This is a genomic window from Streptomyces resistomycificus, from assembly GCF_001514265.1.
GTDB lineage: Bacteria > Actinomycetota > Actinomycetes > Streptomycetales > Streptomycetaceae > Streptomyces > Streptomyces resistomycificus.
Map to the genome: position 1 here is coordinate 669209 of NZ_KQ948988.1, position 15991 is coordinate 685199.

The window sequence follows — 15991 nt, forward strand, 5'->3', positions numbered from 1 at the left end:
GCACGTGACCGATCCGCCGGGGTCGGCCCTCCAGGGCCGGACCCCGGCGGATCAGCGGCGCGCAGCCTCACCCTTTTTGCCGTCGCAGCAACAGAGGTGGCCCCGCCGCGGTGCGTCGGCGCACGCTGTCCCCAGGCGGACGAGAGGCTGACCACCATGGCGCACGAGCACACAGGCGAGCACGCATCCGAGCACGCACCCCACCACCACGGGCACACCGACATCGACTGGAACGAGATGGCCCCCCTGCTGGAGAGCCAGGCGGAGCTGTTCACGCCCCTGTACGAGCGGGCCCTGGCGTGGCTCGGACACAAGCAGACCGAGCCGGGACTGATCGTCGACGCGGGCAGCGGACCCGGCGTGGTGTCCTGTCTGCTCGCCGACGCCTTCCCCGGCGCCCGCGTCGTCGCCGTCGACGGCACCGAACCGCTCCTCGAACGGGCCCGCGCCCGGGCCGCCCGGCTCGGAGTCGCCGACCGTTTCGACACCCTCGCCGGTGAACTGCCCGGCGTACTCGACGACTTGGACTACCCGGCCGACCTGCTCTGGGCCAGCCGGAGCCTGCACCACCTCGGGGACCAGCGGGCCGCCCTCGCCGCCTTCGCGGCCCGTCTGACGCCCGGTGGCACCCTCGCGCTCCTGGAGGGCGGCCTGCCGGCCCGCTTCCTGCCCCGTGACATCGGCATCGGCCGCCCAGGACTGCAGGCGCGCCTGGACGCGCTGGAGGAGGAGTGGTTCGCGAGCATGCGCGCCGACCTGCCCGGCGCCGTCGCCGAGACCGAGGACTGGCCGGCGCTGATGACCGCCGCGGGTCTGCGGCCGACCGGCACCCGCAGCTTCCTGCTCGACCTGCCCGCACCGACCACGGACCGCGCCCGGGCCCACGCCGCGGCCACCCTCGGGCGCCTGCGCGAGGGCTTCGGCGACCGCCTCGACGCCACCGACCGCGACACGCTCGACCGGCTCCTGGACCCCGGGGACCCGGCGAGCGTGCACCGGCGGCCCGATGCCTTCGTGCTGGCGGCGCACACCGTGTACACCGCCGTGCGGACGGGATGACGCCGGCCCGGGCCGGTCAGCAGTGGCCCGGCCGGGTGCGGAGCGTGGGTCGTGCGCCCTGGACGTTCCGCGTGCGGCAGACACGAAGTGCGTGGCGAGCACCCGCCGCTTGACCGCCTCCCGCGCGAACCGGTCATCACCGAGGCGCGGTGGCACCGCTACTTCCCCTCGGCCGCCCACCGGAGCACCTGCCCGCCCTGACCGCGGCCCCGCACCCCTTGACTTCGAGAGCGCTTCAAGTGATGGACTCCGCGCTGTCCGCACAGATCACAGGGGGTATCCATGACCACCGACTCTCCGGTCACGCTCATCACCGGCGGCGCCAGCGGCATCGGCGCCGCGGTCGCCAGGCGGCTGCTCGACGGCGGCGGGCGCGTCGCCGTCACCGGCCGCGGTGAGGCACGGCTGAAGGCCTTCGCCGAGGAACTCGGGCGGCCCGAAGGCCTGTTGACGCTCACCGGCAACGCGGCCGAGTACGACAGCGTGCGGTCGGCCGTCGACCGTACCCTGACAGAGTTCGGCCGACTGGACACCGTCGTCGCCAACGCCGGCTTCGCCACCCACGACTCCGTCGCGGACGGAGACCCCGCCGGATGGACCGAGATGGTCCTGACCAACGTCCTCGGCCCCGCCCTGCTCGTCAGGGCCTCGATCGACGCCCTGAAGGAGACCCGCGGCCGGATCGTGCTGGTCGGCAGCGTCGCCGGGTTCGTGCCGACACCGGGCAACATCTACGGCGCGACGAAGTGGGCGGTGACCGGGCTCGCCGAGAACACCCGCCGACAGGTGACGGAGTTCGGCGTCGGGGTCACCCTGATCGCGCCCGGACGCGTGGAGACCCCCTTCTGGGACAGCTACGGCAGCCTGCCGCCCGGCCGTCTGCTCACCGCCGACCAGATCGCCGACTCGATCGTGTGGGCGCTGGGGCAGCCCGAGGGTGTCGACGTCAACACCGTCGTCGTCCGGCCGGTCGGGCAGCCCAACTGACCCTGCGAGGACGTCAGTTCTCCAGGAGGAACCGCTTCGTCAGCCGCTTGCCCAGAGCCACCGCCTGCCGGTGGCTCTCGATGGGGGACACCCGGGAGTCCTTGAACAGGATGTACGTCACCTCGGCGGCCGTGCCGCCCCGGGCCGGATCCGGGTCGATGCCCAGGGACTTCGCGGCCGCGTACGAGGCCTCGCCGATGATTTGGGAGGGGCCGGTGTCGCCGACGACGGCGTACCGGACCTTGCCGTCGTGGATCACCGCGACCACACCGCCGCCCCTGATGCCCGAGGCGGCCGGCTTCCACAGGGCGCTCGCGCCGGGCACCACGACGTACGGCAGGGTGTCGGAGCGCAGCGGCCTGCCGTCGGACTGGTGGAACGCGGTGTCGGGGTGGAACCAGGGGTCGGTCCGCTCGTTGCACTTCGCGGTGCGTCGGCCGTCGCAGTCGATGTCCATGTCGGCCTTCCAGAACACCGCGCCCTTCAGGCCGCACACGGGGATCTCGGCCCGGGTGTTCGCGTCCGTGCGGTACTTGCCGTGGGAGATCTGCGCGCAGGACGACACCTTCGCGAGCAGGCCGGCGGCGTCGACCGCGCCCTCCTGGGCCGACGTGGGACGCGGGGTGCCGGAGGCGGTCGTGGGGAGCGAGCCGGCGGCGAGCACGGCGGCCGCGGAGAGCGCGGTGAGGGTCAGTGTCCGGAGGTGCACTGCGAGGGGGCCCTTCCGTAGGGAAATCCGCTAGTGGGATGTGCCTACCACGCGGGTTCGCGGCGGCCCTCCGGCGCGGCCGCGCCGGTCACCCGGGCGGGGGGTGGACACGACGGCGCCCCGGGCCGGTGCCACGGATGTGGTACCGGCCCGGGGCGCGTGTCCGGGAAGGGTCAGGGCAGCTCGAACGTCGCCGGGTCCGGGCCCAGGCGACGGTCCTCGTTCAGCGCGCTGATCGCCGCGAGGTCCTCGGCGTCCAGGCTGAAGTCGAAGACCTCGATGTTCTCCTTGATCCGGGAGGGCGTCACGGACTTCGGGATCACGACGTTGCCGAGTTCGAGGTGCCAGCGCAGCACGACCTGGGCCGGGGTGCGCTCGTGCTTGCGGGCGATGGCGACGATCGCCGGAACCTCCAGCAGGCCCTTGCCCTGGCCGAGCGGCGACCAGGCCTCGGTGGCGATGCCCTGCTCCGCGTGGTAGTCGCGGGACGTCTGCTGCTGCAGGTGCGGGTGCAGCTCGATCTGGTTGACCGCGGGGACGACGGACGTCTCGGCGATCAGCCGCTCGAGGTGCTGGGGAAGGAAGTTGGACACGCCGACGGCGCGCACCCGGCCGTCCGCGAGGAGCTTCTCGAACGCCCGGTAGGTGTCGAGGTACTTGTCGGTGGCCGGCGCCGGCCAGTGGATCAGGTACAGATCGACGTAGTCCAGACCGAGCTTGGCCAGCGACGTGTCGAAGGCGCTCAGCGTGGAGTCGTAGCCCTGGTCGGTGTTCCAGAGCTTGGTGGTGACGAACACGTCCTCACGGGGCAGGCCGGAGGCCGCGATCGCCTTGCCGGTGCCCTCTTCGTTGCCGTAGATCGCCGCTGTGTCGATGCTGCGGTACCCGGCCTCCAGCGCGGTGGTGACCGCCTGCTCGGCCTCGTCGTCCGGCACCTGCCAGACTCCGAAGCCCAGCTGGGGCATCTCGACGCCGTTGTTGAGGATGATCGGGGGGACCTTGCTCACGAGCTCTTGATCCTTACGGTCGTTTGTCGGGTGGTTCTCCCATCGTCAACGATCACGAGCCGTGATGCATTCCTGACCGGAGAATCGGACGGAATGTACGGGTACCCGGACTCATGCCCGGTACAACGCCTCCACCTCGCTGCCGTAGGCGTTCTCGATCGCCTTGCGCTTCAGCTTCAGTGACGGGGTCAGCAGGCCGTGTTCCTCGGTGAACGGCTGGGCCAGTATCCGGAAGGTGCGGATCGACTCGGCCTGGGAGACCAGTGTGTTGGCGGCGACCACGGCCCGTCGCACCTCGGCCTCCAGGTCCGCGTCGCGCACCAACTCCGCCGGTGCCATCCGGGGTTTGCCGCGCATGGCCAGCCAGTGCTCCACGGCCTCCTGGTCGAGCGTGACCAGGGCGGCGATGTAGGGGCGGTCGTTGCCGACGACGATGCACTGGGCGACCAGCGGATGGTCGCGCACCCGCTCCTCCAGGAGGCCGGGCGAGACGCTCTTGCCGCCGGAGGTGACGAGGATCTCCTTCTTGCGGCCGGTGATGGTGAGGTAGCCGTCCTCGTCCAGGGAGCCGAGGTCGCCGGTGGCGAGCCAGCCGTCGTGCAGGGCCTCGTCGGTGGCCTTGGGGTTGTTGAGGTAGCCCTGGAAGACGTTCTCGCCGCGCAGCCAGATCTCACCGTCGTCGGCGATGTGCACGGTCATGCCGGGGATGGCCTGCCCGACGGTGCCGTAGCGGGTGCGCTCGGGCGGGTTGGCGGTGGCGGCGGCGGTGGTCTCGGTGAGGCCGTAGCCCTCGTAGATGTGCACGCCCGCTCCCGCCCAGAACAGTCCGAGCTTGCGGTCCATCGCCGAGCCGCCCGACATGGCTTGGCGGATGCGGCCGCCCATCGCGGCGCGCACCTTGGAGTAGACGAGCTTGTCGAAGAGCTGGTGCTGCATGCGCAGGCCGGCCGAGGGGCCGGGCCCGATGCCCCAGGCCTTCGCCTCCATCGCGTCCGCGTACTTCACCGCGACGTCGACGGCCTTCTCGAACGGTCCCGACCTGCCCTCCTTCTCGGCCTTGCGGCGGGCCGCGTTGAACACCTTCTCGAAGATGTACGGCACGGCGAGGAAGAAGGTCGGCTTGAAGGCGGCCAGGTCGGGCAGCAGCGCGGCCGCGTTCAGCTGCGGCTGGTGACCGAACTTCACCTTGCCGCGGATCCCGGCGATCTGGACCATCCGCCCGAAGACGTGCGCCAGCGGCAGGAACAGCAGGGTCGCCGCCTCGTCGCCCCGTTTCGAGTGGAACACCGGCTCCCAGCGTTCGATGACGGTGTCCGCCTCGTACATGAAGTTGCCGTGCGAGATGACACAGCCCTTGGGCCGGCCGGTGGTGCCCGAGGTGTAGATGATCGTCGCGACCGAGTCCGGGGTGACCGCCTGCCGGTGCCGGTGCACCACCTCGTCGTCCAGGTGGGCGCCCGCGTCGTACAGCTCCTGCACCGCCCCCGAGTCCAGCTGCCACAGCCGGCGCAGCTGCGGCAGCCGGTCGATGACGGTGGCGATGGTCATCGCGTGGTCCTCGTGCTCCACGACCGCCGCGGTGCACTCGGCGTCGTAGAGCATCCAGAAGCACTGCTCGGCCGAGGAGGTCGGGTAGACCGGCACCACCTGGGCGCCGATGGACCACAGGGCGTAGTCGAAGAGGGTCCACTCGTAGCGCGTGGGAGCCATGATCGCGACCCGGTCGCCGAAACGGATGCCCTGGGCGAGCAGGCCCTTGGCGAGGGCCATCACCTCGTCGCGGAACTCGGCGGCGGTCACGTCACGCCACTGGCCGGTGTCGTCCTTGCGGCCGAGCGCGATGTGCAGCGGGTCCTCCTGCGCATGCTGGAAGACGACGTCGGCCAGACCGCCCACCGGCGGTGCCAACGCCAACGGAGGGTTGGTGAACTCGCGCAAACCCCGCTCCCCGCCTCTGGTGCAGCTCCGCTCAGCGCGGTGAAAGCTACCCCACCCCGGAGGTGGGCGGGAGGGGGGCGGAATTCGAGCAGTGCTCACGTATGCACTGGTCAGTGACGGAAAATGCGCGCACATGGGGAAGGGTCGGACAGAAAGCTGACGGTTGAGTAAGTTTCGGTGCCGTAATCTCCACCGAATCTGTACGACCTGATTACGCCCCTCACGATGGCCGAATCACGACCGTGGAACTGGGTCGTCCGCCCTCGTCCGTGCACCCGCGGTCCTCTTCTGTCAGCGTCCGAACACCCGGATCCGTCACACGGTCACCGTCGCCGCCCGCTGTCGAGCGCCCGGTCAGCGTCCGTGCAGACGGTCCCCGCCGGTGAGGATCGCCGTGGCCAGGGCGTCGGCCGCGCCCTGGGCGGCCGTGCGGCGGCGGCCGTGGACCACGACGAAGTCGACGCGGCCGAGTTCCGGCAGTCCCGACCGGTCGGGGACGCGCACCAGGCCGGGCGGGATCAGCCCCCGTGAGTGGGCCATCACGCCGAGGCCCGCACGGGCCGCCGCGATCAGGCCGTTCAGGCTGCCGCTGGTGCAGGCGACGCGCCAGGACCGCCCCTGCCGCTCCAGCGCCTCCAAGGCGAGGGCCCGGGTGATGCCCGGCGGCGGGTACACGATCAACGGCACCGGCCGGTCCGGGTCGAGGCGCAGCCGCTCCGCGCCGATCCACACCAGCTCGTCGTGGCGGACCAGCTGTCCGTGCGGGTCCTCGGGGCGCCGCTTCGCGAGGACCAGGTCCAGCTTCCCCGCCGCCAGCTGCTCGTGCAGCGTCCCCGACAGTTCGACCGTCAGCTCCAGGTCGACCTCGGGATGGTCGTGCCGGAAGCCCTCCAGGATCTCCGGCAGCCGGGTCAGCACGAAGTCCTCGGAGGCGCCGAAACGGAGCCGGCCGCGCACCCGTGTCCCCGTGAAGAACGCCGTCGCCTGCTCGTGCACGTCGAGGATCCGGCGGGCGAAGCCGAGCATCGCCTCGCCGTCCTCCGTCAGTTCCACGGAGTGGGTGTCCCGGGTGAACAGCTGCCGTCCGGCGGCTTCCTCCAGCCGCCGCACGTGCTGGCTGACGGTGGACTGGCGCAGCCCCAGTCGCCGGGCGGCCTGCGTGAAGCTCAGCGTCTGGGCCACGGTGAGGAACGTACGCAGCTGGGAGGGGTCGTACACATCGCCAGGCTATCGCGGAACGTGATGACAGTCAGAGTGGTATGCCGGATTCCCGATCGCGGCGGCAGGGAGCACGATGGAGGGGGGCCCTCCGGCCCCGGCGCGAGGGCCCCGATCCAGGGCGGGCCCGGCACCGCGACCGCACACGCGCACGACGACCAGCAAGTGGAGCACCGTGAAACGCCTGCGATGGCCGAGTTGGATGCCGATAGACCCGTACATCCTGCTGCTGCTCGGGACGGTGGGCCTCGCGGCTCTCCTCCCGGCCCGCGGGACGGCGGCCGACGTGGCCTCCGGCGCCTCCTCGGGCGCCATCGCCTTCCTCTTCTTCCTCTACGGCGCCCGGCTGTCCACCCGCGAGGCGCTGGACGGACTCAAGCACTGGCGGCTCCACGTCACCGTGCTGGCCTGCACGTTCCTCGTGTTCCCGCTGCTGGGCCTGGCCGCCCGAGGGCTCGTCCCCGTCTTCCTGACGGACCCGCTCTACCAGGGCCTGCTCTTCCTCACGCTCGTCCCGTCGACCATCCAGTCCTCGATCGCCTTCACCTCGATGGCCCGCGGCAACGTGCCCGCCGCCATCTGCGCCGGCTCCTTCTCCTCCCTGGTCGGCATCGTCGTCACCCCGCTGCTGGCGGCGGCCCTGCTCGGCGGCGGCACCGGCGGGTTCTCCGCCGACTCGGTGCTGGAGATCGTCCTGCAACTGCTGGTGCCGTTCCTCGCCGGGCAGCTGCTGCGCCGCTGGATCGGCGAGTTCGTCGCCCGGCACAAGAAGGTGCTAGGCCTGGTCGACCGCGGTTCGATCCTCCTCGTCGTCTACACGGCGTTCAGCGAGGGCATGGTCCAGGGCATCTGGCACCAGGTGAGCCCGGGCCGGCTGGCCGGACTGATGGTCGTCGAGGCCGTGCTGCTGGCCGTGATGCTGACCCTGACCTGGTACGGCGCCAAGGCGCTGCGCTTCGGCCGCGAGGACCGGATCGCGATCCAGTTCGCCGGCTCGAAGAAGTCCCTCGCCTCCGGACTGCCCATGGCGAGCGTCCTGTTCGGCGCGCACGCCTCGCTGGCCGTGCTGCCGCTGATGCTCTTCCACCAGATGCAGCTGATGGTGTGCGCGGTGATCGCCAAGCGCCGCTCGCACGACGAACCCGGCCCCGGCGAGGAGCTCAGCGCACCGGCCTCAGCCGCAGCGTCACGAAACGCGGTCGGTACAGGGACACGTTCCGGTTGAGCTGCGCCGCGGCGCCGGTCACCTCCAGCCAGTTGACGTCGTAGCTCAGCACCAGCCGTCCGTCGCCGCCGAGTTCGGGGTGTGCCTGCGGGTTGTAGGCGGCGACCTGGTCCGAGGGCAGCGACGGCGTGAAGTCCTTCACCGGGCCGTGCCAGGGCCCGGTGGGGGAGCAGGCCCAGTACGAGGTCACCGTGGTCAGCCCCCGCGTCCCCGCCGCCATCGTGAACAGCACGTACGTGCCGCCCTGACGCACCACCGAGAACGCGCTGCCCACCCCGGTGCGCCGCCCGTCCCCCAGCACGGCACCCGGTCGGGCGCGCGCCACCCAGGCGGAGCCGTCCCAGTACTCCCAGGCTGCGGGATCCCCGAGCCCGCCCTCGGGCACCCGGGCCACGTACGCGTGCGAGACGGGCCGGGACGCGGCCTGCCCGTCGTCGCCGCCGAAGACGTACGTCCAGCCGCCCCGGTGGACCAGCGTCGTGCCGAACAGCACGCGCCGGGACGGGTCTCGGACCTGCCGCTGGTCGAGCACCTCGACGACCGACTCGACCCGCAGGTCGGGCAGGGACAGCGTGGCGACCTCGGTGGCGGTCGGCACCCCGTAGATCCACGGCGCCTGACCGGCCGTCCGCACCCACAGCAGCACCCGCAGCACCTGCTCGGAGGAGCCGGGCGAGCGGGGTTCGACGCGGGCCGCCACGGGCCAGCGCCACCGGCCGGGGCCCGGGTCGGGGAACAGGGGCGCGGGCAGCGTGGTGGCGAGCCGTCCGTCGTCCATCACCACCGCGGAGTTGCGCACCAGGGGTGCCGTGCCGTCCCGCCAGGCGTACGACTCGCCGACCGGGTTGGGCGGGCGGTACACCTGGCCCAGGTAGGTGTCCGAGAACAGCCACAGCACGCGCCCGTCCGGCAGCCGCACCGAGTGGGTGCCGTCGCCGCCGGTCCAGTCGTCGGCACGGGCGGCGTCGTCGCCGTAGCGGGCGAACTCGCCGGTGAGCCGCTCGTCAGCCGACCACGAGCCGACGGTACGCGGTACGCAGTCCCGCCCCTCGCGGCCTTCGTCGTCCGGCAGGGCGCCGAGCAGCACCGCCGTGAGAACCAGGGCCAGTACCAGGCCGACCCCGACTCCCGTCCGTTGTCGTCGTGCTCGTCTGTCCTCGGGCACGCTCCGGCACGTTACTGGCCCGAGCTCCCCTGGTCCATGGGCAGCCGCACAACGGTGTCCGTCGGCGACGCCGTCCCGGCGGTGATCTCGGCGTCGATGCGCGCCCGGTCCAGACCCGGACGTCGTCGGTCGTGCCGGTGAGGAAGGCACGGCGGTCCATGCGCTGCCCGGTGTGCGCCCGGCTCGTCGACGTCCCCGCCGGCGACTCGGCTCGCCGAGCCGCCGCGGTGGGCGGGACCGGAGGGAGGCCGGGAAGCCGTTGCGGACGGCCGAGCCGGTACGGAGCGCTGACGGCGGATAGCGTTCCGTCATGATCACACCGCACACCGCCGACACCACACCGGCACTCGACCCCGCCCGCACCGCCCTCGTGCTCGTCGACCTCATGGAGCGCATCCTCGCTCTGCCGCTCGAACCCCGCGCGGGGGCCGAGGTCCTCGACGTGAGTGTGGAGTTGGCGGCTCGGTTCCGCTCGGTCGGCGCGCCCGTCGTGCTGGTCCGCGTCGAGCGGCCGGGCATCACCGAGCAGCCGCCCGGCAGCGGACTGGCGGCCGCGCTGCCGCACGACGGCGACATCGAGATCGTGAAGCACACGATCGGCGGCTTCCAGGGCACGGACCTGGACCGGCGGCTGCGCGAACGCGGCGTCACCGCCCTGGTGTTCGGCGGCATCGCCACCAACCTCGGCGTCGAGTCCACCGCTCGCGCGGCCGGGGACCTCGGCTACGACCTGGTGTTCGCCGAGGACGCCATGACCGCGTTCACGGCGGCCGAGCACGAGGCGTCGGTGCGGCTCGACTTCCCCCGGCTGGGCACCGTGGTCACGGCGTCCGAGGTGCGCTTCGTCTGAGCGGTGAGGGGTCCGGGCGCGCTTGGTCCGGGCGCGCTGGCCCGGGCGTTCACACCAGGTTCGCGCCACCGTCCGGGTCGCCGCCTTCGCCGAGCTCGCGCGGCGGCGGGCGACGGGTTGAGACGGGGCCCCTGCGGCGCAGGGGGCGCTCCCCGCCGGTCGGGGCCCCGCCGCCGTGTCGCGGGGGACCCCGCTGGCCCGGGCGTTCACACCAGGTTCGCGCCACCGTCCGGGTCGCCGCCTTCGCCGAGCTCGCGCGGCGGCGGGCGACGGGTTGAGACGGGGCCCCTGCGGCGCAGGGGGCGCTCCCCGCCGGTCGGGGCCCCGCCGCCGTGTCGCGGGGGACCGCTCAGCCCTGGGCGGCCGCGGCCCGCAGAGCGATACGGTCCTCGCCCGCGTACACGTTCATGGAACTGCCCCGCAGGAAGCCCACCAGGGTCAGACCGGTCTCCGCCGCCAGGTCGACGGCGAGGGAGGAGGGCGCCGAGACCGCCGCCAGCATCGGGATGCCCGCCATCACGGCCTTCTGCGCCAGCTCGAAGGAGGCCCGGCCGGACACCAGCAGGATGGTGCGGGACAGCGGCAGGTCGCCGTTCTGCAGGGCGCGGCCCACGAGCTTGTCGACCGCGTTGTGCCGGCCCACGTCCTCCCGTACGTCGAGCAGCTCGCCGCCCTCGGTGAACAGGGCCGCCGCGTGCAGGCCCCCGGTCCGGTCGAAGACCCGCTGGGCCGCGCGGAGCCGGTCGGGGAGGCCCGCGAGGAGTTCGGGCCCGACCCGGAGCGGGGGAGTGTCGGAGATGGGCCAGCGTGCCGTGGTGCGGACCGCGTCGAGGCTCGCCTTCCCGCACAGGCCGCACGAGGAGGTGGTGTAGACGTTCCGTTCCAGGGTGATGTCGGGGACGACCACGCCGGGCGTCGTCCGCACGTCCACCACGTTGTACGTGTTGGAGCCGTCGGCCGTGGCGCCCGCGCAGTACACGATGTTCTGCAGGTCGCCCTGTTCGGCGAGCACGCCCTCGCTGACCAGGAAACCCGCCGCCAGCGCGAAGTCGTCCCCCGGCGTGCGCATGGTGATCGCCAGCGGCTTGCCGTTGAGCCGGATCTCCAGGGGCTCCTCGGCGACCAGCGTGTCCGGGCGGCTGGAGACCACGCCGTCCCGGATCCGGGTCACCTTGCGTCGTTCCGTGACTCGTCCCATGTCCTGATCAGCCCCGGTTCTGTACGTGCTGGTAGCCGAAACGGCCCTTGATGCAGAGATTGCCGTGGGTCACCGGGTTGTCGTGCGGCGAGGTGACCTTCACGATCTCATTGTCCTGCACGTGCAGCGTCAGGTTGCAGCCCACTCCGCAGTAGGCGCACACCGTGGTCGTCTCGGTCTGCGCGGATTCGTTCCAGGTACCCGCCGCCCGCATGTCGAACTCCGACTTGAACGACAGGGCCCCCGTCGGGCACACCTCGATGCAGTTGCCGCAGTACACGCAGGCCGAGTCGGTGAGCGGCGCGTCGTGCTCGACCGCGATCCGCGCGTCGAAGCCGCGGCCGGTGACGGAGATGGCGAAGGTGTTCTGCCACTGGTCGCCGCAGGCGTCCACGCACTTGTAGCAGAGGATGCACTTGCCGTAGTCGCGCACATACAGGTCGTTGTCGACCCTGGGCTCCTCGTCGAGCCGGGCCGCGTCGGGGCCGAAGCGGTCCGGCTTCGCCTCGTACTCCTTGACCCACTTCGCGAACCCCGGCGTCGTCGACATGTCGACCGAAGAAGCGAGCAGTTCCAGGACGATCCTGCGGCTGTGCCGGGCCCGTTCGGTGTCGGTCCGCACCTCCATGCCCGGTTCGGCCCTGCGGGAGCAGGCCGGGACGAGGGTGCGGGAGCCCTCGACCTCGACGACGCAGACCCGGCAGGCGTTCTTGGGGGTGAGCGTGTCGCCCTCGCAGAGGGTCGGGACGTCCTTCCCGGCCGCCCGGCAGGCGTCGAGGATCGTCGAGCCCTCGGGAACCCGGGCCTCCTGGCCGTCGAGGGTGAATTCCAGCAGGCGGCGCGGGATCCCCAGCGGTGTCACGGTCATTCGTACGCCCCCAGACGGTCGATGGCGGATTCCACGGCGTTCCAGGCGGTCTGCCCGAGACCGCAGATGGAGGCGTCCCGCATGGCGCGTCCGACCTCCCTGAGCAGGGCGATGTCGTCGGCCGCCGCCGCGCCGGTGCGCTCCGCGATCCGGTGCAGCGCCTCCTCCTGCCGTACGGTCCCCACCCGGCAGGGCACGCACTGTCCGCACGACTCGTCGCGGAAGAACTCGGCGATGCGCAGCAGCAGCCTCGGCAGCGGGACGGTGCTGTCGAACGCCATCACGACCCCGGAGCCGAGCGTGGTGCCGGCCTCCCGGGTCCCTTCGAAGGTGAGCGGGATGTCCGTCTCGTCGGGGCGGACGAAACCGCCCGCCGCCCCGCCCAGGAGCACCGCCCGCAGGCCGTCGCGCACGCCGGCCAGTTCCAGCAGTTCGCCCAGCGTCGTACCGAACGGCAGCTCGTAGACCCCGGGCCGTGCCACGCTTCCCGACACACAGAACAGCTTCGGCCCGGTGGAGCGTTCCGTGCCGGTCGCCGCGTACGCCGGTGCGCCCATGGTCAGGATCGGCAGCACGTTGACGAGCGTCTCGACGTTGTTCTCCACCGTCGGCTTGCCGAACAGCCCCTTCTCCACGGGGAACGGCGGCTTGGAGCGCGGCTCGCCCCGGTACCCCTCGATGGAGTTGAACAGGGCGGTCTCCTCGCCGCAGATGTACGCCCCGGCGCCCCGCCGGATCTCGATGTCGAAGGCGTAGCCCTGGCCGAGTACGTCGTCGCCGAGCAGTCCGCGGGCCCGCGCCTGCTCGATGGCGTGCCGCATGCGCTGTACGGCCCGCGGATACTCGCCGCGCAGATACAGGTAGCCCTGGTGCGCGCCGGTCGCGTACGCGGCGACGGTCATCGCCTCCACCAGCGCGTACGGGTCCCCCTCCATGATCACGCGGTCCTTGAAGGTGCCCGGCTCGGACTCGTCCGCGTTGCACACCAGGTAGTGCGGGTGGTCGGGCTGGGAGGCCGTGGCCTGCCATTTCCGGCCGGTGGGGAAGGCGGCCCCGCCACGGCCGACCAGGCCGGAGTCGGTGACCTCGCGGATGACCCCGGCGGGACCGAGGTCGAAGGCCCGGCGCAGGGCGGTGTAGCCGCCGTGGGCGCGGTAGTCGTCGAGTGACGCCGGGTCCGCGACGCCCACCCGGCGCAGCAGGGTCAGCGCCGGGTCCCCGGCCTGGGGCACCGCCATCGCCGCCGGTGGTTCCTCCGGCGCCGAGTCGGGCGCCCGCGCGACGAGGACGGCCGCCTCGACCGTCGCCGGCGCCGCGACGGCCGTACGCACCGGGTCCCCCGCCTTGACGGCGAGCGCCGCCGGAGCCCGCTCGCACAGGCCCAGGCAGGGGCTGCGCTCGACGCTCACCCCGCTGCCGGGGCCCAGCCGCGCCTCGACCTCCGCGCACAGCCCGGACGCGCCGGCCGCCGCGCACGCCAGGTCCGTACACACGTGCAGGACGGTCGCCGGGCGCGGCTTGACCGAGAACATGGCGTAGAAGGTGGCGACCCCGTACGCCTCCGCCGGCGGCACGGTGAGCCGCCGGCACAGGTAGTCCAGGGCGCCCTCGCTGATCCAGCCGACCCGGTCGTTGATCGCGTGCAGCCCCGGCAACAGCAGGTCGCGGCGGTCGCGGGCCGCACGCCCACCGCGGGCCCACCTGAGGTCGGCGGCCCTCATCTCGTCGCGGGCCGCGCCCTCCCAGGAGGACTCGGGCGGGCCCAGCAGGGCGTCGACGGCCGCCCGTTCGTCGTCGGTGGGTTTGCTGTCGCCGAAGTGCAGGTCCACTGCATCACCTCACGATGGTCGCAACCGGGAGCTTCTCGATCCGGATCGCCGACGCCTTGAACTCCGCCGTCCCCGCGATCGGGCAGTTCGCCTCGATCGTCAGCCGGTTGGTGTCCACCTCGTCGGGAAAGTGCATGGTCATGAACGCCAGCCCGGGCCGCAGGGCGGTGTCGATCCACACGGGTGCGACGACCGCGCCGCGCCGCGAGGTGACCTGCACCTGCTCGCCGACCACGACCCCGTACCGCTCGGCGTCTTCGGGGCACAGCTCGACGAACTCGCCGCGCCGCAGGGGCGAGGCGAAACTCCCGCTCTGCACGCCGGTGTTGTACGAGTCGAGCCGTCGGCCGGTGGTCAGCCGGATCGGGTACTCCTCGTCGGTGAGGTCCACCGGCGGATCGTGCTGCACCAGACCGAAGGGGGCCGGCACCCCGCGCCTGGCCGGGTCCGTCTCCCACAACCGGCCGTGCAGGTACGTCGGTTCGAGCCGGCCGGTGTCGGGGCAGGGCCACTGGATGCCCTGGTGTTCCGCCAGGCGTTCGTACGTCATCCCGTAGTGGTCCGGCGAGAGAGACCTGAGCTCGTTCCACACGGCCTCGGAGTCGGCGTACTTCCACTCGTGGCCCAGCCGCGCGGCGAGCTCGCACATGATGTCGACGTCCTCGCGGGCCTCGCCGGGCGGTGTCACGGCCCGGCGCACCCGCTGGACACGGCGTTCGCTGTTGGTGGTGGTGCCGTCGGTCTCCGCCCAGCCGGCCGTCGCCGGCAGCACCACGTGCGCCAGCTCGGCCGTCTTGGTGAGGAAGATGTCCTGCACCACGAGGAAGTCCAGCTGCCGCATCCGCCGCACGGCCTGCTCGCTGTCCGCCTCCGACTGCGCGGGGTTCTCGCCGATGCAGTAGACCGCCTTGAGCGTGCCCTCCTCCATCGCCTCGAACATCTCCGTGAGGTTCATCCCGTAGTGCGGCTGGATGACGGTGTCCCAGGCCGACTCGAACTTCAGCCGCGCGGCGGGGTCGAGGATGTCCTGGAAGCCGGGCAGCCGGTTGGGGATGGCGCCCATGTCACCGCCGCCCTGCACGTTGTTCTGGCCGCGCAGGGGCTGCAGGCCGGAGCCGTAGCGGCCCACGTGGCCGGTGAGCAGGGTGAGGTTGATCAACGCCCGTACGTTGTCGGTGCCGTTGTGGTGCTCGGTGATGCCGAGGGTCCAGCACAGCTGGGCGCGCTCGGCGCGGGCGTAGGCGTGCGCCAACTCCCGGATGGCGGCGGCCGGTACGCCCGTCACCTTCTCCGCCAGGGACAGCGTCCACGGCTCGACGAGCTGGCGGTACTCCTCGAATCCGGTCGTCGCCCGCTCGATGAACGCCTCGTTGGCCAGGCCCGCGTGGATGATCTCGCGGCCGATCGCGTGCGCCATCGGGATGTCCGTACCGACGTTGAGGCCCAGCCAGCTCTCCGCCCACTCGGCGGTGGAGGTGCGGCGCGGGTCGACCGCGTACATCCGGGCGCCGTTCCTGATCCCCCTCAGCACGTGCTGGAAGAAGATCGGGTGCGCGAAGCGGGCGTTGGAGCCCCACATCACGATGACGTCGGTGTGTTCGATCTCCTCGTACGACGACGTGCCGCCGCCGGAGCCGAACGCGGCCGACAGCCCGGCGACGCTGGGGGCGTGGCACGTCCGGTTGCAGGAGTCGACGTTGTTGGTGCCCATGACGACCCGGGCGAACTTCTGCGCCACGTAGTTCATCTCGTTGGTGGCGCGGGCGCAGGAGAACATGCCGAACGCGCCGCGGTTGCGTTCGATGCCCCGGGCGGCCCGCTCGAGCGCCTCCTCCCAGCTCGCCTGTCGGAAGGGCTGGTCGAGGGAGTCACGCACCAGCGGGTGGGTGAGCCGGGTGTAGGTCTTCGGGGTCCGGTCGCGTTTTTTCACAGGACGCT

At 72.1% G+C, this 15991-nt stretch carries 13 protein-coding genes; 4 read left to right on the plus strand and 9 right to left on the minus strand.

The features are described from left to right. Window positions 1-156: 156 nt before the first annotated feature. Together AQJ84_RS02845 and AQJ84_RS02850 are read left to right on the plus strand one after the other, a co-directional pair. On the plus strand, window positions 157-1059 hold the full coding sequence (locus AQJ84_RS02845; protein WP_030039729.1) for a class I SAM-dependent methyltransferase: 903 nt from the start codon (window positions 157-159) through the stop codon (window positions 1057-1059). A 282-nt stretch (window positions 1060-1341) separates the two neighbouring features. Continuing rightward, window positions 1342-2046, plus strand: a complete 705-nt coding sequence (locus AQJ84_RS02850; protein ID WP_030039728.1) for an SDR family oxidoreductase — start codon at window positions 1342-1344, stop codon at window positions 2044-2046. A 13-nt stretch (window positions 2047-2059) separates the two neighbouring features. Here the strand turns inward: AQJ84_RS02850 and AQJ84_RS02855 are convergent, their stop codons facing one another. From AQJ84_RS02855 to AQJ84_RS02870, 4 genes are all read right to left on the minus strand, one after another. Further along, window positions 2060-2755 carry a glycoside hydrolase family 75 protein gene (locus AQJ84_RS02855; protein WP_030039727.1) on the minus strand — a complete coding sequence of 232 codons (696 nt, stop codon included), beginning with the start codon at window positions 2753-2755 and terminating at the stop codon, window positions 2060-2062. A 173-nt stretch (window positions 2756-2928) separates the two neighbouring features. Beyond that, window positions 2929-3720, minus strand: coding sequence for an aldo/keto reductase (locus tag AQJ84_RS02860; RefSeq protein WP_051869767.1), 792 nt, complete (start codon window positions 3718-3720; stop codon window positions 2929-2931). A gap of 153 nt (window positions 3721-3873) precedes the next feature. Then, a complete protein-coding gene (locus AQJ84_RS02865) occupies window positions 3874-5700 on the minus strand; it encodes an AMP-dependent synthetase/ligase (protein WP_053190263.1) in 1827 nt (608 codons plus the stop codon). A gap of 354 nt (window positions 5701-6054) precedes the next feature. After that, window positions 6055-6918: a LysR substrate-binding domain-containing protein gene (locus tag AQJ84_RS02870; RefSeq protein ID WP_053190262.1), complete on the minus strand. Its 864-nt coding sequence runs from the start codon at window positions 6916-6918 to the stop codon at window positions 6055-6057. Window positions 6919-7120: 202 nt separating this feature from the next. Here AQJ84_RS02870 and AQJ84_RS02875 point away from each other — a divergent pair, with 202 nt between their 5' ends. After that, the gene (locus tag AQJ84_RS02875) at window positions 7121-8143 is read left to right on the plus strand and encodes a bile acid:sodium symporter family protein (protein ID WP_030039723.1); all 1023 of its coding nucleotides are present in this window, start codon (window positions 7121-7123) and stop codon (window positions 8141-8143) included. Here the strand turns inward: AQJ84_RS02875 and AQJ84_RS02880 are convergent. Then, window positions 8079-9308, minus strand: coding sequence for a DUF4185 domain-containing protein (locus tag AQJ84_RS02880; protein WP_053190261.1), 1230 nt, complete (start codon window positions 9306-9308; stop codon window positions 8079-8081). The two genes, AQJ84_RS02875 and AQJ84_RS02880, sit on opposite strands and share 65 nt — an antisense overlap. Window positions 9309-9618: 310 nt before the next feature. Between AQJ84_RS02880 and AQJ84_RS02885 the strand changes: the two genes are divergently transcribed. Further along, complete coding sequence (locus AQJ84_RS02885; RefSeq protein WP_030039720.1) at window positions 9619-10158, plus strand: isochorismatase family protein; 540 nt, start codon at window positions 9619-9621, stop codon at window positions 10156-10158. Between the two features lie 349 nt (window positions 10159-10507). Here AQJ84_RS02885 and fdhD read toward each other — a convergent pair whose 3' ends face one another. The 4 genes from fdhD to AQJ84_RS02905 are packed head-to-tail and all read right to left on the minus strand — an operon-like array spanning window position 10508 to window position 15983. Next, window positions 10508-11356, minus strand: coding sequence for a formate dehydrogenase accessory sulfurtransferase FdhD (gene fdhD / locus AQJ84_RS02890; protein ID WP_030039719.1), 849 nt, complete (start codon window positions 11354-11356; stop codon window positions 10508-10510). A gap of 7 nt (window positions 11357-11363) precedes the next feature. After that, complete coding sequence (locus AQJ84_RS02895; RefSeq protein WP_030039718.1) at window positions 11364-12224, minus strand: 2Fe-2S iron-sulfur cluster-binding protein; 861 nt, start codon at window positions 12222-12224, stop codon at window positions 11364-11366. Further along, entirely contained in the window at window positions 12221-14053 is a 1833-nt protein-coding gene (locus AQJ84_RS02900) for an NAD(P)H-dependent oxidoreductase subunit E (protein WP_030039717.1), read from the minus strand. The genes AQJ84_RS02895 and AQJ84_RS02900 overlap by 4 nt, the downstream gene beginning before the upstream one ends. A 4-nt stretch (window positions 14054-14057) precedes the next feature. Next, window positions 14058-15983, minus strand: a complete 1926-nt coding sequence (locus AQJ84_RS02905; protein WP_030039716.1) for a molybdopterin oxidoreductase family protein — start codon at window positions 15981-15983, stop codon at window positions 14058-14060. Window positions 15984-15991: the final 8 nt, after the last annotated feature.

Excerpts from the sequence above, each read along its gene's own strand:
- AQJ84_RS02860 (WP_051869767.1), bottom strand. The coding sequence starts at position 3,720 with ATGCCCCAGCTGGGCTTCGGAGTCTGGCAGGTGCCGGACGACGAGGCC.
- fdhD (WP_030039719.1), bottom strand. The coding sequence starts at position 11,356 with ATGGGACGAGTCACGGAACGACGCAAGGTGACCCGGATCCGGGACGGC.
- AQJ84_RS02845 (WP_030039729.1), top strand. The coding sequence starts at position 157 with ATGGCGCACGAGCACACAGGCGAGCACGCATCCGAGCACGCACCCCAC.
- AQJ84_RS02885 (WP_030039720.1), top strand. The coding sequence starts at position 9,619 with ATGATCACACCGCACACCGCCGACACCACACCGGCACTCGACCCCGCC.
- AQJ84_RS02850 (WP_030039728.1), top strand. The coding sequence starts at position 1,342 with ATGACCACCGACTCTCCGGTCACGCTCATCACCGGCGGCGCCAGCGGC.
- AQJ84_RS02895 (WP_030039718.1), bottom strand. The coding sequence starts at position 12,224 with ATGACCGTGACACCGCTGGGGATCCCGCGCCGCCTGCTGGAATTCACC.
- AQJ84_RS02875 (WP_030039723.1), top strand. The coding sequence starts at position 7,121 with ATGCCGATAGACCCGTACATCCTGCTGCTGCTCGGGACGGTGGGCCTC.